This is a genomic window from Bradyrhizobium sp. CCBAU 45389, from assembly GCF_028128625.1.
Classification (GTDB): domain Bacteria; phylum Pseudomonadota; class Alphaproteobacteria; order Rhizobiales; family Xanthobacteraceae; genus Bradyrhizobium; species Bradyrhizobium liaoningense_B.
The window spans coordinates 39482-63492 of sequence record NZ_LBIY01000078.1 but is presented as its reverse complement, the minus strand read 5'-3'; the positions used below and the strand labels follow the sequence as shown (position 1 = coordinate 63492).

Genomic DNA, 24011 nt, shown 5'->3' with positions numbered 1-24011 from the left:
CGGGTGTTGCGAGCCCCGGCAACCACCAACTCTTGCGTAACCGGCGACGGCACTCCGGAAAAGGCGCCGCTCGCGTCCCGAGTTCCATTTCGCAGCGATCGGGTGTTGCGGCTCCCCGATTTGAACCTATCGATCGATGGCTGGTAGTCGCAGTTGACCCCTGTAAAGTCCGAGTAGCGCGTGTTCGGATATCCGGCAGTGCAATCACTACGATCGTGCGACGAATGCCCACTTTCAGTCGGATAAGCCCAGTGGTGCGACCAGTAAGTCATTGATTGTTCTCAACCCAGGGCTGACTCTTAATCAGCGGGTCCCAGGTTCGAGCCCTGGTGCGCCCACCATATAAATCAGGACCTTAGCGAGAGAGACCGTTTGAGACGGCCGAACTAAAACGGTTTTTCAAACGGTGTTTTTTCGAGTTTTCGCTCGGCTGGCTCTCGATAATGTGAAGCGCCGGCAATCTTTTTCGGGAAGCGAATGAGCGTCGCCAAGCTGTTACAGGCACGACCGCGCCGCAACTGTCGGCCCTCTTGATCGTCGGCTCCGTGAACCATGCACATTTGCCCAGCCACCTTGGGGTGGTTTCCATCTGAATGTTTGACCACCTTGTCTATTCGCGAGGATCGAATATCAACCTTCGCTCCCCCAAGGTTGTCGTTGAGAACGAGATGGATTGGCTAAGTTTTCTGAAGTTTTTGCTGTCGGTCGGTACGGTAGCCTGCACGTGTCTTGCATTCGATCGCGTTCGTCGAGTTTTACGGAGGTCGGTCCTGGAGCGAACCTGGTATGGTTGCGACCGCGCCCGAGAAGAAATCATCGTTTCGCGCCGAGGCCCGCCGCAGCCGATTTTGATTCCACCAGACGTAGGTTCGAATCCTGCCGCCCCAACCACCAAACCCTCTGAAATTCTCTTATTTCATCGCAAAAATTGCGATTCCGTCCCACGAATTCCGACGCGGCATCGTTCGCAAAAATTCCCGTTCAATTTCAATGACTACCAACTTGTATCGGCGGCTCCACGCAGCAAGGACGCAGCATGGACTCGCTTGATCGCTAACGCATCACGCCGACTTATAGCTTTGCGGGTATCCGAACGTCTTCCTGGAGGAAGCCATTGTAGAGCTCTTCAGCTCTCTTTTTGATGATCTTTGCCTCGGCTTCTGAGCGTGCGCACAACTGATCGTTGACCTTGATCGTCGCGATGCTCAATTCATCGACGACGCATTGCAGTACCAATGGTCATCGGGAATCCCAGTGGGGCCCAGGAAGGCGATTTTCGCGGCGCATCGGGATTTTGAAGGTGAATGATCTTAGAAGGGCCTCGGCTTGCTCTTGAAGCTTAGCGCGCACCGGCTCGTCTTCCGGGTCATTGCCGAAGAGGACGCGTTTCGAATAGCTCACGAGGTTATTCCTCCTGGCTTTCGACACGCACAGGGATTTCAATCACAGGCATGAGCGCTTCCAACGTTCCGCGGTAACGGCGCACGATGCGATTGTAGAGGTCGGTCACGCGGCGCGCCGTAACAGACACGATGAGCGCGTATTTCAGCTCCTGCTTTTTCTTGCTGTTGTGTCCTTCCGCGCGCGCATTGTAGTGAATTGAATGCGGGAGCATCGAGCGAGCGTCCCCGATATGTATTCTCGGCATGGAGGCAATTCTCCCATTCCAGGCGTCGCGGCGCAACTCGTCTTCGGTGACCGTGGGCCGATCCTTGCCGAAGAAGCTCTTCGATACAGCATGCGTTGCCTTGTCACGTACCTTGCCCGCTGTTCGGTCGAAAGATCACATCCAGACCCGCGCGCGTGTAGTTGCCTGGATGGTGGGGGGCGACTTCGGTCGCGTAAACAAGCGTCTCCTTGATCTTGACCAGCCCTTCAAGAGGTTCGTCAGGAACGGGGATTGGCGCCCTTATGTACTTGGATGCGGTGATCGTTCCCTCGAACACGACGCGGACGGTATCGTCATTGCAGATCGCAATTTCGGCAAGATGTTGAGAGGCGCGACCCCGGACCTCGACATGCGGGATGTCTATGGGTTCGGCGCAATGCACGAGCAACGCGCGGATGGCAAGCGGACTTAGGGATGAGCCGAGGTGCGCGCGAATTCCGACACCCATACGCAGGGTGCTGGGAGCCGCAAAGCTCCTGCCACCCGTGGGCCACCAGGCGTGGCTTCACCGGCAGAGGATCATGCGATGATCGGCAGGTTCAAGACACTGACCGCGATGCTCGGCGGTGCCGCGGCTCTCATCGCGCCTATCGTTCTCGAGATCACGCCGCTCTACGTCTGGAATGCATCCGAGAGCGTACCGTTCGGCCTCTATCGTTTGCGACCGGTTGACAGCCTGTTCGTCACGGAACTCCTCGCCGTACAGCCACCGGAGCCGCTTGCAAGCTTCCTCGACCTGAACGGCTATCTGCCGGCCAGAGTGCCGATGCTTAAGCGCGTGCTGGCGCTTCCGGGGCAGACCGTCTGCCGAAACGGGGCTCACAGTTTCTGTCGACGCGATCGAAATGGGGCAAGCGCGGGAGCGCGATGACCGCGGCCGACCGCTCCCGAAATGGCAGGGCTGCCGCGTCGTCGGCGAGGGCGAATTCTTCGTCATGAACTGGCAGTCCGCCAACTCGCTGGATGGCCGCTATTTCGGGTTCTTGCCGACATCGGCCGTGATTGGCCGAGCGTTCCCTGTGTGGACTTGGGAGGACTGATCGTGCGCGTGTTGAGAGTCCGATCTGCCATTCCTCTGTTCGACCGAGTGCGGCACCATTCCTCCGTCCCGACCAACAAACGCACAGCCGTCGCGCGCAGCGGCGGTCCAGGGCGGCCGGAAGGCCGGCGCGAAGCGACTTTACTTTGGACGGGCGCGCGCACAGCGGCATGCTTGTGCTTGTTCGAGAGAAGCCTGCGCGTTGTCGTGCCGCTGTTCCTCGTCCTGGCCGTCAATAACGCTACTGCTGTCGCCCGGATGCGACCTGCGGTGGCTACGGCGAGTTATCGAACTGGCGATCCATTTGCGGCTTTCGTCGAGGAGGCCTCGCGTCGCTTCGGCGTCCCGGTGCACTGGATACGCGCAGTCATAGACGTCGAAAGCGTTGGAGACGTGCGCGCCAAGTCACCGAAAGGCGACATGGGGCTGATGCAGATCATGCCGGAGACTTGGGCAGATCTGCACCTGCGGTACCATCTCGGCAGCGATCCGTACGATCCCAGCGACAATATTCTTGCGGGTACTGCGTATCTTCGCGAAATGCACGATCGGTATGGTTCACCGGGCTTCCTTGCAGCCTACAACGCCGGACCTGCTCGCTACGAGACGCATCTGGCCGGTCGTCCATTGCCAGCTGAGACCCAGGCCAATTTGGACAAGCTTGGACCAGTGGTCGGCGACGACATCACAGGTTCGGAGGCAGTTGCGAACCTGCAGCGATCGGCAGCGGTGCTCTTCGTTGTGCGGTCTGGAAGCTCGAAGACCGATGCACGGCTGCAGCCTGGGCGCCCGCCGAACCGGGCTCCGACGGCCGCTGCCGTTCACAACATCTCGGCCATCGTGCCACAGGCAACAGGGTTGTTCGTCGCGAGATCTGATGCAGGACGCCCGCGATGACCGAATGCGCAACCTCGCAAGCATTGGCGTGCGCTGGAGAAGAATGTGCGGAAAGGCGATGGAGGTGGGGACGCACGACAGCAGGACAGCTCTTCAAATCGGGCTTCGAGATACCGATGCACGGGGATAAGACGGTCGTGGCCGAATCTGGAGCCTGGTGCAACGACTTGCAAGGTCGTTGCCACAAGGGAGAGCTCCGATGAAACTGTACGTTGGACTGGACGTCGGCCTTGAAGAAACCAGCGTTTGCATCGTTGATGGCGATGGTCTCACGGTTCGCGAAGTCAAGGTCAGCACGGAGCCAGAGGCAATCCGCTCCGCTGTAGAAGGCTGCGCGGATCGCCTCGATAGAGTGGGGGTCGAGGCGTCATCGCTAGGCTTCTGGCTGTATCGCGAATTGCAACCAGCTGGACTTCCGATGATTGTCGTAGAAGCGCGCCATATGCGCGTTTCGCTTTCGACAATGCGCAATAAGACCGACCGCAACGATGCGCGCGGCATCGCGCAGATGATGCGGCTGGGCTGGTATCGCGCCGTCCATGTCAAGAACATCGAGATGCAGAAAATGCGCTCGCTGCTGGCGAACAGGAAGCTGCTCAAGCGCAAGCCGATCGACCTCGAGAACCACATTCGTGGCACGCTGAGGGCTTACGGTCTGATGGTTGGAGCGGTCGGCCGCGGAGGATACGAAGCGCAGGTCCGCGAGCTCATCGAGCACAGCGATCCGGTATTCTCCGTGATGATCGAGGCCATGTTGGACGTACGGCGAGCGATCTTCGAGGGTTACGAACGATTGCATAAGGTATTCCTGCAGGTGGTCCAACATGATACGATTTGTCGTCGGCTGATGACCGTACCCGGCGTCGGTCCCGTTGCGGCTCTTTCGTTCAAGGTTGGTGTCGATGACCCTCTCCGGTTTGCGCGATCTCGGACAGTCGGCGCGCATTTTGGTCTGACGCCAAGGCGACACCAGTCTGGAACGTCCTTCGACTTCGAAGGCCGAATTACCAAACAGGGCGACGTCGCAGTTCGCTAAGCGCTCTGCGAGGCGGCCGCTAGCTTGTTGCTGCGGGTCAGGAAACGGTCGGCCTTGCGGGCTTGGAGCCTGCGGATCGCCAAGCGGTCGAGCATGTTGTGCGCGGCGTCGCGGCTGCACGCAAGCTTGCGAGCGTTCTGCACAGGATGTGGGTCAATGAGACCGACTTCCACGTCGGCTTCGGTGCCAAGGTCACGCAACGATTGCGCTTAAAGCCTGCGCAGTAACTTCTGTTGGATCACGGAGGATGAGCGCTGGTGCTGCAGCCGGCATGCTGAGAAGGAGCAACAATTAGAGATCCGCGCGCGCGGTGAGCGTCCCCTGGCGGGCCGCGAAACGGGGAATGTCCCCTATTTCTTGCCTGCTTCCGTCCGACGTGATGAGAGCGCCAGACTGCTTGGACAGCCCTGTTTACGAACCTGATGAAGAGCATGCGACGGCCATAGTGCTGAACGCGAAGGAACGCATGGACCCCGCCTGGAGAATGCAAACCGCGGTCGCGGCTTTGGTGAGGTGTGTGCGTTGTTGTTGCAAGGAGTGCGTGATGTTTGAAGTGCAGAAAGTCGCAGAAAAGCGTAGACGTGGATTGACTTTGCATGCCCGATTAGGAAGGCGAGATAAAAGGGGCTCGCCGGTCGAACCGCAAGCCATTGGCATGGCTTGGGTTCTGGCGTGCCGGTCAGTCGGGGCGCGTGCCGCGCTTTGCATTTTGACCAATGGAATCAAAGGCGTCTTCGGCACCATGTGCGATTTTGATCGTTGGCAGGCCTTGCCGTGAGCGTGGGCGACAGCGATCTGCGTATTCGGCCTGGACGCATCCGCAGTACCCGCGCGCCGAAGCCGAAGAGATCATCAACCAGGTGCTGCGGGCCGCGAAGAAAGCAGGACACACCTCGGGGCAGGCCGCAGCTGGCAGGCGTGCTGCAGCCTATGGGCGCTCGACGTTTGGCCGCGGCAGGCTGTCCTTTAGCCGCGCCAGATTGTTCAGCCCGACACGCCGCGTTGTGGTGAAGGCACGCGTGGTTCGTCACACAGGGCGAGCCTTTCGCTCAGCGCCGCTGACGACCCACATTTTATATCTGAAGCGTGACGGCGTGACCCGGAGCGGCGAGCGGAGAGATGTTCGATGCCGCCGGTGGCCGCACCGATAGCTCAGCTTTCGCAGAACGCTGCAAGGACGACCGGCATCATTCAGGTTCATCGTCTCACCCGAGGACGCCGGCGACATGACCGACCTGAAGGCCTTTACCCGCGATCTCGCCAGACAGATGGAAATCGACCTTGGTACGCGCCTCGATTGGGTGGCTGTCGATCATTGGAACACCGACAACCCTCACGTTCGTCTTCTCGTTCGGGGAGTAGATGAGGAAGGAGCGGATCTCGTGATCTCCCGCGACTACATTAGCCAAGGCCTGCGCTGACGCGCCGAGGAACTGGTCGCCATCGAACTCGGTCCAAAGCCGGCGCACGAGATCCGCAATTCGCTCGAGAGGGAAGTCACGGCGGAACGATGGACGCGGCTCGACCGAGAGATCCGGCTGATGGCCGATGAGACAGGCTCGATCGATCGTCGCCCGGAGAATCCCGGTAAGTCCGATCCCGAGATCCGGCGCCTGATGGTCGGTCGTCTTCAACACCTGGAGAAGATGGGCCTCGCCGCACCCGCCGCGCCACAGGAATGGATGGTCGGGCTCGAGGCCGAGCGCAGCTTGCGCGACCTCGGTATGCGCGGCGACATCATCGAGACAGTGCACCGCGCCTTTGCCGAGCGCGGAGAAGCTCGCGGCGTTGCCGACTTCATTATCGAGGGCGGCCAGCCGACATTCCAGATTGTCGGACGACTTGTCGACCGTGGATTGCATGACGAACTGACCGGCGAGGCCTATGCTCTGATCGACGGAACAGACGGACGGGCGCACCATGTGTGCTTTCGAGGGCTCGAGGCTTTCGAACATGCACCGCCGGTCGGCGGCATCGTCGAGGTCCGACGCTTGGGCCAAGCCGGCGATCCGCGACCGACCGTGGTGCTAGCGACCCGTTCCGACCTCGATCTCGGTGGGCAGGTGACGGCTAAAGGAGCAACCTGGCTCGACTACAGGCTCGTCGAACGCGACCCGATACCGCTCGCCATGGGTGGATTTGGCCGCGAGACCCGCGACGCCATGGAGGCCCGTACCGAGCATCTGATCCAGCAGGGCCTGGCCCGGCGGCAGGGCCAACGCATCATCCTGCAGCACGATCTCCTGGACACGTTGCGTCGACGCGAACTGGACGAGGTGGCAGCAAAGGTCTCGGTCGGCACCGGCCTGCCTCGCGTGAATGCCGCCTCCGGGGAGCATGTGGCGGGAACGTATCGCCAGCGGCTGACGCTCATCGGGACGCTTCGCCATATCGATAATGGGCTCGGTTTCCAGCTCGTGCCTTGGTCCCGCGAACTCGAAAAGAGGCTCGGCCAACACGTCACCGGTGTCGTGAAGGACGGCGGTGGAATCGAATGTGGCTTTAGTCGCAAGCGCGACCTCGCTGCCCATCGTCCCAGCTTTGGCCGCGGCTGCACCTGCCGCTCGTACTCGAAGGAGGTCTCTCCCGACCTCAGCACCTTCCGAACCGTGTTCCGCGACACCTTCAGGTCACGGGCGTCTCGCCCTTCCCCTGAGAACTCGGCGCAGTCCGATCCGTCGCGGGTGCCGTAGCGCACGTCCAGGAGGCCCCTGAGAGCCTTGGCGGGGGCCCATAGTTCGGCTTGCCGGGAAACTTAATTCCCGGTCAAGGCTGCTTACCGACCGTGGCCCCATCCCAGCTAGTTGTTGCAACTTGCAGCACGTCGTCGGATTAGCCATCGATGGCAGAGTCGTTCGGCAATTCGTTCACGATTGTGGAGGTGGCCTCAGACGATGCGCCGCCAGCGAAGCGGATATGGTTAGCCTTAGCCAAGCCAAGTCAGGCGTTGACACTCGTCCTCGCGGCTGTCCCCGAAGGCTGGACGGCGGAAATTGTACCAGCGCTTGTTACGGAAAAGCAGCAAGGGCTGTTTCAGGAACTCAACCTCCAACCCGGTGACGTTTACAAGCTCACTCCCGAGCGAGACAGCTTCATTTGGCGTCCTTTTATGCTAGACAATTTTCTTGCCGGGATGACATCGGGCCTGCGTTTGGGAACTGTCCAACTCTGTTCTAGGTTGCCTCGTGGACCGCGCAATGCAGCTTCGCCATTTGGAACAGGCCGAACGGCACGTCGCCCAAGGCGAGCGGAATATTGCCAAGCAAGAGGAGCGTATTGCGGACTTGGCTCGCCGAGGAGCGAACACAACCGAGGCTCAGAAGCTTCTAAACACCTTCTTCGCCATTCAGATGCAGCATATCCAGCACCGCAACCGCATCCTCACGGAGCTGGAAGAATAGGAGTTTGTATAGCGGCAACGCTTGCCTGAGATGGTTCGGTATTTGAACGACCCTTGCCGACCGACCGATGACAGACTCCTGCAAAGCAGCCCTCCCGAGCCGCAGGATCCCGGCCCCATCCGTGAGCCTTGTTCCCTTCGTTTTCGGCATTCGACGCGGGCAAGAAAAAGCTGTTGGGTCTTTTGAATGTCGGAGATGCCAACAGCCGTGTTTGGGATGACGAAATAGCGTGACCGAAAAGCAGCCCGTCCAAAGCCTTCGCCGGGGGGCGGCATGGAGGAAGCTCGACAGGCCGCGCAAGAGTGTGCCGACGATCCCGGGCTACATGACGAGCTTCGGCGAAGATGAACTAAAAGCCGATCCAGTTGGCGGCTCTATTTGCTAGCCCGATGTTGTCCCAGCTCGGACCTGGCGAGAGCGGCTAGTGCTAGTGCGCCACTATCAGGATCATAGCGGACCTCATACAAGGGAGTTATTAGTACGCGCCCTAGCTTGGGGCGATTAGGAGGAAATATTCAGACCGGCGAGAACTATATCGCAGTCCAAATGGCGACGCTTGGTTCATCGGGGCGCGAGCCGACTAGCGGTCATGCTTCTATTATTCATCAGCCCAATGCCCCTTCTGGTGGCCGCCTTTCTCACATTGAATTGGGCGAGCTCTTGCGTGACGGATATGGAGTCGAACAGCAAGCGTTGCCGCGACTGATCGGAACACTGGTCGAGGTACCGCTGTTTGCCCAGGTCCGGAAGTGCTCCCCAAGGCTAGCAACAGACCCGCCGTTACTCAGTTCGCTAAGTTTGAACGCAGCTAGTCCCGGGACTCGGCGTTCTGAATAATCTCACCATTCAGCCATTCTTGCTCATCGGCCAAAGTCCTTCATGCGGTTTCTATGCGCTTGTACCGGTGGAAAGTTGGATCCTCGGCAGCGCGCTCGGCAGTTCTCTGCATTTTGGAATGCTGCGATTGCTTCATGCTGTCCTCCGTTAGGATGGACATGGGATTGGCCCGGCTCGCGATCAATGCAGTCCGGTCTGACAATTCTCCACCTAACGGGCCGCAAATCGGCCTAGCTAAAAGCAACGCGACGCTAGGTACGGAAGAAAACGAACCAGACAACGGCCATAGCGAGCACAGCGACACTTACGCTGATGAGAAGCAGCAAGAGGATCGAGGGGCCGGGTTCGGCTTGACGCGCTTCCATGGGTGTTTCGATAATGATGCCGTGCTTTTTCTTCACCATGGTTGCACCTAAATTTTGGGTGCTAAGTCGGCGCGGTCAAATACCGGGACAATCTCTACATCCTCCGTCAAGGCACCCGATGGCGTGTCTTCCGCAGCATGGCGCAACGCTTCGGTGCTTGCATCCAATCCATCGGTAGTTTCGTTCGCGCCGCTACCAGCGTCGTGACGACGTGACGGGACTTGATGGCCCGCATCGGCTTCTGTGTTGGGTATCTTTGTGGACATAAGATATCCTTTCGTTTTGGATACCAAGCTGTCCCAACGACTATGGTTCCTACCCTGGCTGAGCGCCGAGCAAGCGCAGGCGTCTTTATGCACACGGGAGGTTACGCACAAAGTTGGGTTCAATTATGTCTCATGTCACTGTGTTGTGCGCTGCCAGCGCACGATGAAAGTCAGGTTGGGCTACCGCCGACGAAGCAATTCCTTATTGGCAGCAAGCGCGGATTGTGCGCGTCATGAGTGCGAGTGTAGCGCGGATGAATTTGGTCTGCCTACCGGCGGAATCTCCCCGTCCAGCCACTGCTGCTCCTCGGCGAGCGCGCGCCAAGCCGCCTCCATGCGTTGATAGCGGCGCGCGGCGGGGGCCGTCCGAGCCTGCTCCGCGAGGTGCGCGCAGTTCTCGGCGCACTCAAGATATTCGCGGGTACGATACATGATACTGCTACTCTCGACTGATGGGTGTTGCTCTCCTGCCATTCTCCAGATCGATGTCCGGCCGGTCAGGAGGGAGTTGATCCTTCTCAGGATTGCCCTTCCACGGTTCATTTGTCTGCTTGTGATGGGGGGCGTCAGTCTGCTGCCGCGGATCATCCAGCGGCGTCTCGCGCGGGTCTTCGTCTTGTGGGCGTATATTTTCGTCTTGTGGGCGTATATTTTCCATGATGGGTAACGGAAGCGGCTGGCGATCCGTTCCTACGGTGCATAGCAACAAAAAGCTCCCAAAATGCGTTTAGGGGGCATGCAGCGCATAGCCCTATCGCCTTCATTCTTGCCAGCGTGGTTCTCGCCCTCCCCTTGTCGGGAAGGGTGGCGCGAATGCGAAGCACCATAGCGCCGAGCAGTCCACCACAGTGGGAGGGCGAAGTAGTCCGCCATCCACACTTAGCCCGGCACTTCATCGGTGCTACGTTTAATGAGTATGTGTTCAATCTGGGCACAGATCCATGTCGGTGCGTGGGCTGGTCACCGAAGAGCCAATCTGCACTCAGGCATCGAAAGCTGCGGCGGAGCTATGCCAGACCATCTGGCGCGCCGTTAAGCGGCGGGTTCTCAATGGCATCGATCCGGAGCATCCCCAGAACCGTGAACCTAATGGTGTTATCGAGTTAGCCTGTTGAGAGTTGCCTGAGCCGCACCGCGTAACTTGCCTTGCTGTTGCATTAAAATGACGAGAGCTCCGCATGAACGCTGATCGTCACTACGCCGTCGCCTCTATCTTGTTTGATTACGTAAAAAGCCCATCCTTGAAGCACCTGCGTGAGCCGCATAGCGTTCACAAGGTATCGCGCGAGATTGTGAAAGCGCTGGATGGAGCAAGCTCCGTGTGGAAGAAGTGGGGAGAGTCGGCGAGAAGAGGCCGCACAGGCAGCGGCTCCATCTGGATACCCGTCGAGGACCTCCAGGCGTTTCTGAATACGTTACCCGGCCTGCCGTTGACGAAAACGGATGTGGAGCAGAGTCTGCGCGCTATTTGGGAAGAACCACATACAAGTTATCCCAAGGACGAACTCAGAAATGGCTGTGTCGCATTGTGTCAGTCAGACAAGGGAAACGGCACCGAGATGCGCGCGATCATTGGAGCGTTGCAGGAGCGCATCGAGCGCGAGGAAGACAGGCTTAGAAACGGAGCAGGAGCAAAGCTATCGGCGCTGGAGAGAGGAAGAGCGAATAAGGCTGGAACAGCGGTTTCTGTTGGGCGCGGATTGTGCGTGGACCAGAATCGAGAGATCCGAAGCATTCTATTGTCGCCGCAACGGTCGTGCGTTCCGCATCGCGCAGGGCAAAGACAAGCGCTGGACCCTGTGTCGGGTTGAAGAAATTGACGACGAGGGCGAGTTGCTCGGCACTTATCAAGGTCGCGGTGATGCGAACAAGGCACTGAAGAAGATTGCTTACGCTCCCCAGCCGCAAAGGTAAGCCCCCCTGAAGAGAGTTCACCAAAGCGGAGTCGGTCGAGATTTGCTAAAGAAAGTATGAAAAGCTTATCGTTTTCTGCCGACGTTGATCGAGGGCGCGTTCTGCAGTCGGATGAACTGGACGAACTCGAACCGCAACAGGAGATTGACGGCATGGCGAAGGGATAGCAACGCGGCAATCGCGAAGCCAAGAAGCCGAAGAAAGAAAGACTAAGGTGGTAGAAGACTAAGCGCATGAGAACGGACCTGCATCAGCGGCCCGATTTCATTTCGGGCTCGATTTCCAAAGCGCATGAGAGCGGCGCAGCGCGTCCCGGGTGATGTCCCGCCAGGGACGTCGCATCGGCACATAGATGGAAGTAACAGATCGTCGTCGCACATGGCTACCGACCGTAGGCTGGGACCCGTCTGTCAACCACCGGCGCCTATGACTGGGCCTTGGCCGGTGGTAGGGCAACCGCAGGAGATGAGGTCGTTTGGCCCCTGAGAACAAAAACGCCGCCCGCTTAAATAAAGCGCAGGCGGCGGCTTACCAGCCCGGGAGGGAGACTGTAAAATCCCGGTATAGGTTGGTCTCTTCGTGGGGTGTAGAAGTTCATCACGCGAACGAGAGCCAAGCTTAAGGTGGCGCCTGTAGTCCGGCGAGGTCAACCACCTGTTGATCTCTCCTGCAACATCGATGTGCCTGGCCTTTCGCAAGAGCTCTGCGCGGCGAACGCCAACGGGCAACTCCTTGACCTGTAGACTAGGCGGAGATTGATCGCCTCCTGTGCGAGGCGATATTCGAGTGTCGATGATTAGTGTGAGGGCCGTCGAGCCGCCATGTTTGATGCTCCGCTGCGGGTCAAGCGGGAGCGGAACTTGCGTTCACATCACCGTAATTGCTAAGGGCCGCGCGATGGCGGACAGTGCGCCTTTCGGTGCTGGATAGCGAGCACTTGTTTCGGCTCCCGCTAGTGAACTATTCGAGTTTCTGCCGCAGGCCGACTGCCGTCATGCGGTAATCGCTTCCGCGCGCGGGCTGGTGTTCGCCACCTATGTCAGGCTCGTAAGGCCAAACGCCGCCAACTGAGGCGGCCTCTCTGCGCTGGTAGGTTTATGTCGGAGCGCGCAGACCTGGTGAATCCAGCCACTTATTGACGATAACCGAGTTATCGATCCGGTTGGCCATCCGTAGAAGCTCGTCGCGTCGAACGCCATGAGGCATACCCTCAGCCTGCTTGCGCAAGTCAATTGCCTCGTCCTCTAAGCGGTATTGAAATATCGATGATTGCTTGAACATGGTGCTCGCTGTTCGGTTAGGCGGGAGCGCAATTGGCGTTCTCAGCACCGATAAAAGCCATGAGCCGGACGGTGATGGGCGTTGTTAACACTTGTGGCAGACCAGGTCTGAGCAATTTTGACCATCCGCTTGCGCGCACTCGGCGACCGGCCGGCGCGCCCCATAAGAGCACGAGTCGGTTAGAACGGCCCGCCAGGCGACGAGAATTTAGTGGTGGCTTGCCTTCAATATGCCGAGGCGTCCGACGCCGGCGGCCTTAAGCGGGCCTCCGCAGGAGGAACCACTGCGCAACGCTTTCGTTGTGTGCTCTCCCAGCAGCAAAGGACACGATCATGGACCGCGAACATGTGAAGGGCGCTGCCGACAAGGCAAAAGGCGCCATCAAAGAAGGTGCCGGTAAGCTCACTGGCGACAAGGACATGGAAGCCGAAGGCAAGATCGACAAGGCCAAGGGATCTGCCCACAATGCGGCGGGAGATGTGAAGGATGCAGCGCGGGACGCCGCTGACGCCCTCAAAAAATAAGCAGAAGAGAAGACAAAAACTAGCCGCCTCCGGGCGGCCCTCTCTTTCTGGTGGGCAGACGGCTTCTTGGATCTTTGTTCCGAAATGGCGCGAGGCTTGGAAAGGCCCGTCTCGCCCCGACCCTCAATTTTCGTGTGCGCCGGCCATTCGCTGCTCTTCCTTACTGAGGTTTTCAGCCACCAAGCGTGAGGGAGCGTTTGCATCCCATAGGAACAGCTAGTCAATGCTTGCGTTGGCCGCCACGAACTCTGCTCAGGAAGATTCGAATGCGGAGAGAGCGTTGGATTGGTGATCGACGCTTTGGCGTCAATTACTTTGATGGCACGTATCTGCACGCAGATCCTTTCAAACGCCTCGATTGACCTGCAAGGTGTGCCGATATCCGATCCGTCTCTGCTTATGGTCTCAGAGAACAGCCCGTATATGTGAGTGCTAGGCCGCTCTAACGCTGCTGGTACGCCCTAAGCGTACGGTGGCACGTTCACTAGCGTACCTATCAGGCGCAGAAGGGCCTGGTGCTCGGGTCCTTTCGGCTCACTTCGCAAGAAATCGCCGAGTTCAATGTGTGTCAGTCGGCCGCCAGAAGGCGCATTTGGCTGATGAATGATGAAAGCATGTCCATTGGCCGGCTCGCGTCCCAGAAACCAAGCGTCGCCGTTGGTATCACGATATAGCTCACGTCGTTCGCTCATCTGACGCTCCTTGTGGGCTAAACCTTCAAAATTCATCTGGTCAGTTTCCCCGATCGCAGATCGCGGCGGCGGAGAAGTGCCTGCGTATCAGCTAAGCCCGATTCCTCTGCTTACCTCGCGGGCTTCTCCTGGCGCGAGCCCAACAGTCAGGCCGAGCGCTGAAGCTTGCTCCCGGGCGGTGCCCCCGCGATCGATTAGTTTGGCGGTCCATCCCTCAGGGATGGCATCCAAGACGAGCTGAACGGCCTCTTCTTCCGTACCGGCTGCTAACCAAAACCGGCACTCGCCATCGTCAGTAGTGACCTGCAGAAGATGCGCTTCCATGCATGTGAACAGCCAAAGCCATACTTTGTTGCTATCCCCCTACTCGCGCCGCACGTCCTAGGGCGGCTCTGCCTATGTGAGCCACGGTGGCGGCTTCCAGGGATCGAGCCCAGGAAGCACCGCGGCGGCATTAACGAGACGTTCGACAAGGTCCCGCGCCGGCTTCGAGGCGGCATGGCAGAGGTGGCTGGCAACGCGGTCCGAGATCGATTACGAGGCTTGGCGCAGCTAGCGCGACTGGACCGCCTGGAAGAACTGCATGCACAGGCTGGCTCTGCCGTTGCCGACTCAACGGCCGGACGGGAACGCCCGCTGCTCTTGCGGTGAGATGGTCACCATCCGCACTCTGGATGGCCTGCTGAGGCCGCGCTGAGGAACCGGCAAAAGAGGTTTGTGATCGATGGCGAGGCCGTGATCCTGAGTTTGCCGCCCTTGGCTCCGGAATGACGCCTAGTTGGTTCTCCAACCGTACAGGTCGGCCCAGAGCGGTTCGGACTTGTCGAGGAAATCGGTGAAAGCGGCGCTCTCGAGAACTTCAATCTCGCGGGGCTCGTTGTTGTGAAGTTGTGCTGGTAGCTGAGCCGGCCACTGACCACTGCGAAGCGGACAGCGAGCTCGCCGAGAAACGCTTGTTGCCCTGGCGTAAGGCGGGGCCCACGCTGATGCAGCATCAAAGCCGGTCACTTCAGCGAACGTGGGCAGCCGGCCATCCGGCGACACGGGAAGCGGAAGGTGAGCGACATTGAGCATGTCACTCAGAAGGTTAAGGGTGCTTTCTATTTTGGTTTGCCCGCGACGTGGGAGCACGACGAACCTGTTTCTGTTTTTTTTAACGAACTGGGCCATCGGGCTTGCGAAGACAGGGGAGGCGAGTTTCGCCAGAATTTGTCTGACGCTCCACGAGACGGCCCGCCTGCGCGAGCTCCTGGTTTATTGGATGGCTCCACCCCTTGAAAGGCGCCCGGGAGCATCTATTTACATCCACACACCATCCAGACGGATGGTGCAGGGATGTTTCACTATGGCCGGAAATACACACGAGCTGCGACCCAAGGCCCCCGACACCGAGAAGATCACGATCAACCTTGGCTATGTCGACCTCGGTCATGTCGATCTCATGGTGCAGGAAGGGTTCTATTCGAACAGGACCGATTTCATCCGGACAGCAATCCGGAACCAGCTCGAGCGACACGTAGAGGTCGTCAGACAATCCACGGCCCGGAAGAACTTGGACCTCGGGCTGCGCAACTACACACGCGAGGATCTCGAAGCGGCGCGGCGCGCCGGCGAAATGCTGCAGATCAATGTTTTGGGCTTAGCCACCATCGCCCAGGACGTCACTCCCGAGTTGGCGCGCGCCACGATCGCGTCGGTTTCGGTGCTGGGGGCCCTACACGCCACTCCCGCGGTCAAGGCCGCTCTCGCCGACAGAACGAGGTGAACGATGCTGAATCAAGACATAGTCCGCGAAGCAACCCGCCTCACGCGTACCGGCCAACTGGTCGAGGCCACCGCGCTGCTGCAGCGCATGCTCCAGGGCGATAGCGCTCCAAGACCGGAGTCGCGCAGCGCCTCTCAGGCTCCGCTCTCGCGGCTCGATCCGCTTACCATCGACGCCACGGCCGACGTCGTCGAGGAGCGGGAAGCTCCGCAGGCCTCGCCGGCCCGCTCTGGTCAGGGACGCAGACGCTCCTTACCGCTCGACGGAATGCGGGATTTTTCCGGGCTTGGCCTGCGAAGTCCGATTACGCGCGCTCCTCTGTCGCCATCGGACATCGTGCCCGAGGGCACACGGTTTATCGCCGGTACCTTCAGTAACGCCGCGGGAAGCCGGACCTACAAGCTGTTCATCCCGAGCCGCTGCCAGGGACAACGGCTTCCCCTGATCGTCATGCTTCATGGCTGCACCCAGTCGCCCGACGATTTCGCGGCCGGCACCCGGATGAACTTCCTGGCGGAAGAGCAGAATTGCTTCGTGGTCTATCCTGAGCAGCCGAGCGGAGCCAACCAGTCGAAGTGCTGGAACTGGTTTCGCACCGGTGACCAGCGCCGCGGTGAGGGCGAGCCTTCGATGATCGCCGGCATTACCCGCCAGATCATGCGCGACCATCCGATCGATCCGAAGCGCGTATACGTCGCGGGTCTCTCTGCCGGTGGGGCCGCCGCTGCCATCATGGGCGCCACGTATAGCGACCTATACGCGGCCGTCGGCATTCATTCAGGCCTGGCGTGTGGGGCCGCCAGCGACCTTCCCTCCGCGTTCGTCGCCATGCGGCAGGGAGGCGGCTCCAAGGCAATTGCGGACGGCAAAACTTCTGTGCCGACCATCGTTTTCCATGGCGATCGCGACACAACGGTGCATCCAAAGAATGGCGATCAGATTATCGAGCAGGCCGCCAGGGCAACGAGGCCGACGATGAGGGTGCTGCGCGGACGCGTACCCCACGGCCATGCCTATACTCGCACCGTCCTGATCGACGGGGCCGGTCGGGCGACTTCCGAACACTGGAACATCGATGGCGCCGGACACGCATGGTCAGGCGGCAGCCCCGCCGGGTCCTACACTGACCCGCAAGGGCCGGATGCCACGAGGGAAATGCTGCGCTTCTTCCTCGAGCATTCGCTCGGTGGGTAGTCTGGCTTCTCGGGGCGGCTCAGAGAACGTGCGATTTATCTTAGTTCATGCGACCAACAGTGCACGGGCTTGGAACGCCACGTCACAGAGCCTGTTGTCCTTTCGGAAATGACCGTTGTGGTCGCACCCCCATTTTCTTGGAGCGTCAGATGAGCAAACGCAAAGCGGCGACAGCGGCAAAGCGCGCCCGCAACCCGAAAATGGCCGCGCGGGCCCAACGGAACAAGCAGGCCATTGTTAGAAGCCCGAAAGACAATTCACTTCACTCTGCTGCGGCAGACTCGGTCGAACCGCCTCCTGAGCTTCATGATGATCCTAAACACCAGGTTCCCATCATTGAGCCTGAGGCGGATGCCTTAGTAGGTGACCGCAGCCAGGGAATGACGGATAGCGATCCAACGAAAGGCTTTGCTCTACCGACAGCAAACATGCAGGCGTATCAAGCGAAGCTTCTTGAGATAGCCGGGGCCAACGCGCAATTCGCTTTTGAATTCAGCCTGAGACTTGCGACGATCAGGTCACCAACTGAATTTTTCGGCGTCATTACGGAGTTTACGAGCAGACGGGTCGATATGTTCGCGCGGCATTCGAAAGAACTGGCGGCATATCCGTTCTTGCGGATCAAGCCGCCCCGAGAAGTCACGGCTCTGCCGGGACGATAACTGCAAGCCTTACCCGCTGCGGCAAAGGATGGACGCAAACGCGGATCAAGCACGCGGGTCACGGTTGCTGCTTTCGGCTAGGGAGCGCGACTCACAACGAGGGAGCGGAATCAGCGCCGGCCATTTTGGTGCCGATCTTTGTCTTGACCGCAGTTTCTGCGTGAGGGGCCATCAAACCGCAGTCAGGGGCAAGTGCCTTGCCTTGCGACGCCGCTCTTCAGATGGGCCCATCAAATTGGAACACGCCAAGGATGTCGGGCTCGATTTGCTTCCCTGGCAACGGCAACCCGCGATTTCTGCGCTGTACCCCAAGAGTTAGCGGACCGAGGCTGCTGGCGCGAGTTGAGGACCCTGCCATCTCCGGGACGCGGGTTCGGAATCAGGTTTGTTCGGAAGATCGGCGGAAGCTGGTGCAAGACGGCGCCTGCGGGTTTTTGCCAATACTTAGCAGGCGGTGCACGCCTACATCTGATCGCGTCGGCGCTCTCGCAGCCTCTGAAAAACCTTCCCGACATGGCGACGAACGTGTCAATGGCGTCGGCGACGCATCGCGGCGGCCGTCCGATATTCCGGATAACTCCGCCGGTGTGTTTTCTCGCTGAGCCGCCCCTCGAGAAAGGCGCGCGCATAGATGCCGGGCGAACTGTGGCCCTGAACCAGGATCAGATCGCCGCCATGGTTCTCCGAAGCTGCCAGGCGGTTCGAGCGCGACGCGCCCATCCTTGACGAGCAGACGACGTCTGTTCTGCTGGCTTATGCATGGCCGGGAAATGTGCGCGAGCTTCGCAATGCCGCCGACCGTTTCGTGTTGGGTGTGCTCGACGGCAAGACGATCAACAAATCCGGCCTTGGCGGCGCGGACGTCTCGTTGCCTCGCCAGCTCGAGAACATCGAACGATTGATCATCGAGGATGCATTGCGCCGCAAGCAGGGCGACGTCCAGACAACAGCTGCGCTGCTCGGCCTCCCCAAGCAGACCTTGTACGACAAGATCAAGCGTCTTGGGGTGAACGTCGACGGCATCAAGGAAGGTTCGAGTCTCCGCCGGGGATTGTGTTCGAGTACGGACGCCGGGATGACGTGCCGCCGACGTTACCCGCCAGCTTGAAGGCCGCGGGACAGACGCGGCGCCGGACCAGGAAACGCACTCCCTGAGATCCCCACGAACTGCCTCAGGCGACAGATCGAATAAGATAAGACGTAGCCGAGTTCCGGGCACCCCTGACCGAGGTCGCACAATCCGAAGAGGCGATCGGGCTCGTCTGGATCGACTTCAGTGATGAGCCACGTGGCTTGTGCGTCCCGTGCGAAAAATTTCGCCACTGGTACGTGGGTCACCGCCGTTGATTGCGTTCACCAAGAGTTGGACGCGGTCTGCCACCGTGCGGAGATCGACGTTGAACATCAAGCCGCTCCCAGTCAGAGCGTTTGGGTAAATCGACGATTGGATATGTCGCACAATTCATTGGTACAAAGGGCAAATTGGTCGGTCCGGTAAGTCATTGTTTTTGCTACTCTCGATCGGTCGCTCCCTCGGGGGCACCCCGTCGTCTGATCTCGTCCTCGATTTCTTCAAGAAAATCGAGGATCTCGGGAACGTCCATGTCCTCAAGCGCGTCGAGCTTATAACGCTCCACGATCGTCAGTTCAGCCTCTGAAAGAGGTCCGGCCCCATTTTGCATCACCGTCTCCCGGTTTATAGGACGAGCAGGCAGGCGAGAGCGACTGATGGCGTTCTCATCACCGATAAATGCCTAGGGCCTCGCGGTGACAGGTTTTGTTAACATCTACGGCGGTACCGAATCTGAGCAAATTTGACCATCTCGCCACAAGGCGATGGGGAGAGCCTAGCACTCGTCCTTGGCTCTGTGATGAAGATTAAAAGCGTGTCGTACTTGTCGCGGGCTTCGGTACCAGCGCCGTATCGGCCAGGCCGCCATAGTGTGGTGGATTGTAAATTGTCGTTGTCAGCGTCTGCCTTGGCTTGTTCGCTCAGTCTTCTCGGGCGTCCAAACGGACATTGCCTCAATAATGACTTTGCTGCGGCTTATGGCGCCGGCGGCAATTTGAACAAGGTGCCAATCGTCCAACAGCTTCCCGCCAGAATGCAGAATCCATCCCGCATGGTGTGGTCAAAGACGATCGCCCGATCGAGGGCGACTGGCCCTATCTGTTGTCCTCCCGAATGGGAATCAGGTCTTGGCCGCTGTCTTGGCAATCTCCGTCTCGATGCCGGTGGCGCAAGCCTTGGCGAATGAGTAGTCCATGCTCGTGGACGCCACACTCTTCACGAATTCGCTGACGACGTTTTCTCTGGAATAAGGGCCGGTCGCCTTGAACTTCGCGAGAGCGCCGTCCGCGGCTGTAAACTGAGCGACACACAGCGGTACCAGAACGGACATCCGGCCACTGGTCTCCGCCGAGACCCGCATGACCCTGGCGGACTCCCCGGTGACCCAACCGCCCCAGGCAAATCCAATCGCCATGGTCGCCACCGCGCCGAAAGCAATTCCTTGAAGGAAACGGGTCCGCGCCTCGCCTTGTAATATTGCAGGAAGCTTCATGATGGTTGCCTTTCGTGAGCGCATGAGGACGTGCACCGGCGCTGCTGACGCACGTTGGTAAAATCCAGTTTTATGATTGCGCCTTCCAATGGCACGTGAGCTGCTACTACGACGACGCGCGGCGACCTCGGAGGTCGCTGCTTCCTGGGCAGCTTCAAGGTGAGCATCTGCCAACCTCTAGCCATACCCTATATCTTCGGATTGACCGTGTAAATGACGTTGCGCTCTGCTTCGACCGCACGTTCAGGCCGCGCGACGAGCCTTCTTGGCTTTGCGCTAGCCAGACAAACTACTTTGCCAGAGCGTCACGGCTACGACCAGTTGAGTGTAATTGGCGTGTCTGAACTCCTCATCCCAACGAATAAGATCGTACGCGATCTTGTCCGGCGTATAGGCACGAAAGTTGAAGCCAGCAGAGAGATGCCGCGCGGCGGCACCATCCAGGGCTTCCTTGGTGACATCCGTCATACGGCGCCCTTCTGCAAAACCGGTTTCGCTGCTGAACGTGCTTCCGTTCAAGGCCAGCCTCTTCGTTCGGATGACGCTGCGCTTCGTAGCAGGGAATAGCCAGTGAAATCGGGGCTCGCGAGCATCAAATCGAAGGTCTGTCCGCTCCCTGCCAGGTCGAGATAGTTGTGGCTATTGCAGCTCCGGAGGTGCACGCTGTCCTTCAGGCAGAGATGATATCAATCGGTCGATCTGTCAGACGCGCTGCCGTCGCAATGGTCCGGAAGGCAATTGCACTTCGTCGCTCCCTGGTCGTGTTTGAGAACAGCGCAAGGAGCTGTGCGATGAGCGGGCCGTCGTGGCAGGAGTTCACTGGAACCCTAAGCGACCGCGGTCATTAGCTGGAGGCGGGAGCGAAAATGGCCGGATTCCCGCCTCTCCTCCCGCGGCATCGCCGTTATCGCCCTCCAATCAATGATGTCAGAGATGTCCAGGTCAAAAGCAGTTCCGCGGAAGACGTCAGCGGGGACAGCTGAGCAAGGACGGGCGGTTCGGCTGACGCCCGAGCTTCTCGACCAGGTTGACGCATGGGCGCTCAGCCAGAAGCAGAGGCCTAACCGATCAGAAGCGGTACAACTGCTGGTGAAGACGGCGCTCGAAGGGCTGCGTGATCGGCCTATGCGCGAATCTCCAGAGTCGAATCGTGAGAGCCCTCGGATCCGCGCAAAGGAGCTTGCCTCTGACGCGCTCGACCGGCTGGCCGATACGGGTGCGACATCCGAAGACAGGGCAAGCCGGAAGAGCAGGCTGATGAAAGGTCCCGAAGAATTTCGCAAGGTCCGGCGGGACAGATCGAACAGTTGAGGCTGATCGTGTGACAGGACGACAGCCGCATCGATGTCCGAGTCTTCAGGCAAGCGACGCACCGATTGGCGGGACTAATATGTGTTCAATCTGGAGCGCTCCATGAATCGGTATTTCTTTGACATCCAAAGTGGTCGCGATTTCTTTGCAGACGAGGAAGGTCTACCCCTTCCCAATCTGAAAGCCGCCGAAGTCAAAGCAATGCAAACCTTGACTGGAATCGCCCAGGAATCCGTCTTCCCAAGCAAGCGGGCGGATTTGGCAGTGGAAGTGCGCTCGAGCACCGAACAGCTGTTCTGCGTTTCGATAGTCCATCGGAACTCGAGCACCAAGCATTGAAGCCGGTTCCCCTAGGCCAATATGGTGGTGCTAGCTTGCATCCGCACAGATCGACGCAGAGGTGCGCCGGGTCCTGCCCGCGACGTGAGTGGAACGATCGCTTTCCGATATCCCCGCGTCCTGTAGGGCAAGTGCAAAACGACCGTTGTACCGCAGGTTCCGGCCGCAAAGTCGCGCGGTTCTCCCCGCTGGCGGAGCCAGTTGTGACAGCTCGGGAGCCAGTGGCTATACTCTAGGCTCGGCGCTTCGGAAGGGCACGGCATTCGCGAGCAGCGGGCTTGTGCCTGCTCGATCTAGGGCTCGCGTCATCTACTTGGGGGCGGCTTTGAGTACTTGGGGGCGGCTTTGAGCAATTCCACTGAGCGGCCAAAGTACGAACGCCTGGCTGACTTCATTCGACAGAACCAGGCTCCGATCGTGAAGGAATGGACGGAGTTCGCTCGAACTCTGTCACCGGCCAGCGATCGGATGACGAAGTTGGCTCTGGAAGATCATATCTTCGATCTTCTTAGGTTTGTGGCGGACGACCTCGAAACCGCACAAACCCCGCGGGAGCGATTTGATAAATCGCGAGGCGACGGCCCGAAAGATAGCCCCTTTTCTCAAAGCGCGGCTGAGCTCCATGCCGCTCTGCGTCTGGCCGACGGCTTTAACATCGACCAGATGATCTCGGAATACCGGGCGCTTCGCGCAAGCGTCGTCAAGCAGTGGGTTGCTCATCATCGAAGCCTTGCGGACACCGATATTGAGGACTTGACGCGGTTCAATGAAGCGATCGATCAGGCCGTGACGGAGTCGGTGGCCCACTATACCAAGACGATAAATGACTCGCGCAACCTGTTTCTGGGCGTCCTCGGCCACGACCTGCGCAATCCTCTCGGCGCCGTTTCAATGGGCGCTCAGTGGATGGAGCGATCGGGGACAACCGACGCGAAGCAGGCCAAGGTTGTTTCGGAGATCAAGCTGGCCGCAGGGCGGGCGACGCGAATTCTGAACGATCTGCTCGATCTCACACGCTCGTCCTTCGGCACTCAAATCCCCGTTACAAAGACCGAGAACGACGTTGCGGCTCTGTGCCAGGAAATCGCGGATGAGTTTCGCGCCGTCAACGCAGATAGGAAACTTCAAGTCGCGACGAAGGGCGATCCGTTGGTTTCCTGCGACCGCGCCCGCCTGGGACAGGTGCTGTCCAACCTGATGGGCAACGCGGTCCATTATGGCGACGTAGCGACGCCCATCACAGTGACCGTCGCAGGTAACGATCCCGATGCTGTGACCATCAACGTGCACAATCTCGGCTCCTCAATCCCGCTTGAAGCGCAAAAATCAATCTTCCAATCCTGGACGCGAGGCCACGATGACGGAAGTCCGCCAGAGCACAGTACCCACCTCGGCCTTGGCCTCTACATCGCAAAATTGATCGTCGAAGCCCATGGCGGCGAGATCTCTGTGGCATCCAACGAAGAAACAGGCACGTGCTTTTCGATCCGACTGCCTCGCAGGTGACGGTCATGCTCTGAGGGGAAGGGGTGGTGGCGTTCGACGCGCTCACCCTGCGGCGATGGGCGGGCAGGGTCGCCAGACGCACATTGCCGACGGGGCGACTTCCACGCTCATTCGGCGGAAGTGGCGGCGCCTCATGGTGAACCCTTGGAACCGTCAGCCGCATTGTCGATGCAAAGACTGCTCAGAAACAATCGGCCATTCGGAACGTCGGCTGCTGCCATCGCTTGATATCCGACCGGGTGGCGTCTCCTGCATTAGAAAGAGCTGATATGCCAGAGCAAAGCTCTCCTCGCGGCAGTTGCATCTTGATCGTCGAGGACGAACCGATGCTCCTCTTGATGGCGAACGACATCGTCCAGGATGCGGGGCTGCATCCGCTCCTTGCCGGCAATGCCGATGAGGCCATCAAGATTCTTGAAACCCGACAGGATGTCTGCGTGGTCTTTACGGATGTCAGGATGCCTGGCTCGATGGACGGGATTGGGCTCGTGGAAGCCGTTCGCGAAAGATGGCCACCGATCCAGCTCCTTGTGGTCTCCGCCCATCTGGTCGAAGGCTCTGAGCTACCCGATGGGGCAAGATTCTTCCGCAAGCCATACCCGTCAGAGGCGATCATCTCGACGCTCCGAGAGCTTGCTGCCTGATCGTGAGGAGCGTTTGTCCGCACAACGGGTTGCTGAACGCCTTTGGCGCCGGCGTCGCTCCGATGCCCATCTGTGCTCGCGCGCTTCGCATTTCCTGTGGGGGCG

General features: G+C 59.3%; 22 protein-coding genes, 1 tRNA gene and 3 pseudogenes. 16 read left to right on the top strand and 10 right to left on the bottom strand.

Annotated features, from left to right (window positions below; genetic code table 11):
- Window positions 1–240: 240 nt before the first annotated feature.
- Window positions 241–341, top strand: a tRNA-Ser gene (locus XH79_RS11045).
- Between the two features lie 1064 nt (window positions 342–1405).
- Here XH79_RS11045 and XH79_RS11040 read toward each other — a convergent pair.
- Together XH79_RS11040 and XH79_RS11035 are read right to left on the bottom strand one after the other, a co-directional pair.
- Entirely contained in the window at window positions 1406–1615 is a 210-nt protein-coding gene (locus XH79_RS11040; protein ID WP_014493150.1) for a hypothetical protein, read from the bottom strand.
- A gap of 136 nt (window positions 1616–1751) precedes the next feature.
- Complete coding sequence (locus tag XH79_RS11035; RefSeq protein WP_271581682.1) at window positions 1752–2117, bottom strand: hypothetical protein; 366 nt, start codon at window positions 2115–2117, stop codon at window positions 1752–1754.
- Between the two features lie 78 nt (window positions 2118–2195).
- Here XH79_RS11035 and XH79_RS11030 point away from each other — a divergent pair.
- From XH79_RS11030 to XH79_RS11005, 6 genes and pseudogenes are all read left to right on the top strand, one after another.
- A pseudogene (locus XH79_RS11030) lies at window positions 2196–2709 on the top strand (S26 family signal peptidase).
- Window positions 2710–2888: 179 nt separating this feature from the next.
- Window positions 2889–3605 carry a lytic transglycosylase domain-containing protein gene (locus XH79_RS11025; protein WP_014493153.1) on the top strand — a complete coding sequence of 239 codons (717 nt, stop codon included), beginning with the start codon at window positions 2889–2891 and terminating at the stop codon, window positions 3603–3605.
- Window positions 3606–3804: 199 nt separating this feature from the next.
- Window positions 3805–4868, top strand: a pseudogene (locus tag XH79_RS11020) (IS110 family transposase).
- A 317-nt stretch (window positions 4869–5185) separates the two neighbouring features.
- Window positions 5186–5419 (top strand): hypothetical protein, encoded by a 234-nt coding sequence (locus XH79_RS11015; RefSeq protein ID WP_141379031.1) that lies wholly within the window; start codon window positions 5186–5188, stop codon window positions 5417–5419.
- Window positions 5416–7163 (top strand): annotated as a pseudogene (locus XH79_RS11010) (relaxase/mobilization nuclease domain-containing protein); the annotation flags it as partial. The gene XH79_RS11015 and the pseudogene XH79_RS11010, both read left to right, overlap by 4 nt.
- A 675-nt stretch (window positions 7164–7838) precedes the next feature.
- Window positions 7839–8042, top strand: coding sequence for a hypothetical protein (locus XH79_RS11005; protein WP_018640766.1), 204 nt, complete (start codon window positions 7839–7841; stop codon window positions 8040–8042).
- A gap of 1088 nt (window positions 8043–9130) precedes the next feature.
- On the opposite strand, the gene XH79_RS11000 is transcribed toward XH79_RS11005, so the two are convergent.
- From XH79_RS11000 to XH79_RS10990, 3 genes are all read right to left on the bottom strand, one after another.
- Complete coding sequence (locus XH79_RS11000) at window positions 9131–9283, bottom strand: hypothetical protein (protein WP_018640764.1); 153 nt, start codon at window positions 9281–9283, stop codon at window positions 9131–9133.
- Between the two features lie 8 nt (window positions 9284–9291).
- Window positions 9292–9510, bottom strand: coding sequence for a hypothetical protein (locus XH79_RS10995; RefSeq protein ID WP_141379029.1), 219 nt, complete (start codon window positions 9508–9510; stop codon window positions 9292–9294).
- A 231-nt stretch (window positions 9511–9741) separates the two neighbouring features.
- The gene (locus XH79_RS10990) at window positions 9742–9942 is read right to left on the bottom strand and encodes a hypothetical protein (protein ID WP_014493160.1); all 201 of its coding nucleotides are present in this window, start codon (window positions 9940–9942) and stop codon (window positions 9742–9744) included.
- A gap of 746 nt (window positions 9943–10688) precedes the next feature.
- On the opposite strand from XH79_RS10990, the gene XH79_RS10980 reads away from it, so the two are divergent.
- Together XH79_RS10980 and XH79_RS10975 are read left to right on the top strand one after the other, a co-directional pair.
- Window positions 10689–11321, top strand: coding sequence for a hypothetical protein (locus XH79_RS10980; protein WP_249163003.1), 633 nt, complete (start codon window positions 10689–10691; stop codon window positions 11319–11321).
- A 1716-nt stretch (window positions 11322–13037) separates the two neighbouring features.
- The gene (locus tag XH79_RS10975; protein ID WP_028170261.1) at window positions 13038–13229 is read left to right on the top strand and encodes a CsbD family protein; all 192 of its coding nucleotides are present in this window, start codon (window positions 13038–13040) and stop codon (window positions 13227–13229) included.
- 461 nt (window positions 13230–13690) lie between these two features.
- On the opposite strand, the gene XH79_RS10970 is transcribed toward XH79_RS10975, so the two are convergent.
- Window positions 13691–13957: a hypothetical protein gene (locus XH79_RS10970; protein WP_248879326.1), complete on the bottom strand. Its 267-nt coding sequence runs from the start codon at window positions 13955–13957 to the stop codon at window positions 13691–13693.
- Between the two features lie 1309 nt (window positions 13958–15266).
- Between XH79_RS10970 and XH79_RS10965 the strand changes: the two genes are divergently transcribed.
- From XH79_RS10965 to XH79_RS10950, 4 genes are all read left to right on the top strand, one after another.
- A complete protein-coding gene (locus XH79_RS10965) occupies window positions 15267–15686 on the top strand; it encodes a CopG family transcriptional regulator (RefSeq protein WP_036003746.1) in 420 nt (139 codons plus the stop codon).
- A 3-nt stretch (window positions 15687–15689) separates the two neighbouring features.
- Window positions 15690–16880 carry an extracellular catalytic domain type 1 short-chain-length polyhydroxyalkanoate depolymerase gene (locus tag XH79_RS10960; protein WP_271581681.1) on the top strand — a complete coding sequence of 397 codons (1191 nt, stop codon included), beginning with the start codon at window positions 15690–15692 and terminating at the stop codon, window positions 16878–16880.
- 149 nt (window positions 16881–17029) lie between these two features.
- Window positions 17030–17542 carry a Phasin protein gene (locus tag XH79_RS10955; protein WP_211434493.1) on the top strand — a complete coding sequence of 171 codons (513 nt, stop codon included), beginning with the start codon at window positions 17030–17032 and terminating at the stop codon, window positions 17540–17542.
- A gap of 661 nt (window positions 17543–18203) precedes the next feature.
- Entirely contained in the window at window positions 18204–18650 is a 447-nt protein-coding gene (locus tag XH79_RS10950) for a helix-turn-helix domain-containing protein (protein ID WP_442869946.1), read from the top strand.
- Here XH79_RS10950 and XH79_RS43275 read toward each other — a convergent pair.
- The 4 genes from XH79_RS43275 to XH79_RS10930 form a co-directional block, all read right to left on the bottom strand.
- Window positions 18635–18865 carry a DUF2958 domain-containing protein gene (locus tag XH79_RS43275; protein WP_370157884.1) on the bottom strand — a complete coding sequence of 77 codons (231 nt, stop codon included), beginning with the start codon at window positions 18863–18865 and terminating at the stop codon, window positions 18635–18637. The two genes, XH79_RS10950 and XH79_RS43275, sit on opposite strands and share 16 nt — an antisense overlap.
- A gap of 188 nt (window positions 18866–19053) precedes the next feature.
- The gene (locus XH79_RS10940; RefSeq protein WP_157785228.1) at window positions 19054–19224 is read right to left on the bottom strand and encodes a hypothetical protein; all 171 of its coding nucleotides are present in this window, start codon (window positions 19222–19224) and stop codon (window positions 19054–19056) included.
- A gap of 510 nt (window positions 19225–19734) precedes the next feature.
- The gene (locus tag XH79_RS10935) at window positions 19735–20106 is read right to left on the bottom strand and encodes a hypothetical protein (protein WP_231088645.1); all 372 of its coding nucleotides are present in this window, start codon (window positions 20104–20106) and stop codon (window positions 19735–19737) included.
- Between the two features lie 276 nt (window positions 20107–20382).
- Window positions 20383–20625 (bottom strand): hypothetical protein, encoded by a 243-nt coding sequence (locus XH79_RS10930; protein WP_249131485.1) that lies wholly within the window; start codon window positions 20623–20625, stop codon window positions 20383–20385.
- Window positions 20626–21519: 894 nt separating this feature from the next.
- On the opposite strand from XH79_RS10930, the gene XH79_RS10925 reads away from it, so the two are divergent.
- The 3 genes from XH79_RS10925 to XH79_RS10915 all read left to right on the top strand — a co-directional run bounded on the left by XH79_RS10925 (window position 21520) and on the right by XH79_RS10915 (window position 23906).
- Window positions 21520–21756, top strand: a complete 237-nt coding sequence (locus XH79_RS10925) for a DUF6894 family protein (protein WP_036043705.1) — start codon at window positions 21520–21522, stop codon at window positions 21754–21756.
- Window positions 21757–22101: 345 nt separating this feature from the next.
- On the top strand, window positions 22102–23262 hold the full coding sequence (locus tag XH79_RS10920; protein ID WP_271581680.1) for a sensor histidine kinase: 1161 nt from the start codon (window positions 22102–22104) through the stop codon (window positions 23260–23262).
- A 305-nt stretch (window positions 23263–23567) separates the two neighbouring features.
- A complete protein-coding gene (locus XH79_RS10915; protein ID WP_100213765.1) occupies window positions 23568–23906 on the top strand; it encodes a response regulator in 339 nt (112 codons plus the stop codon).
- Window positions 23907–24011 lie beyond the last annotated feature (105 nt).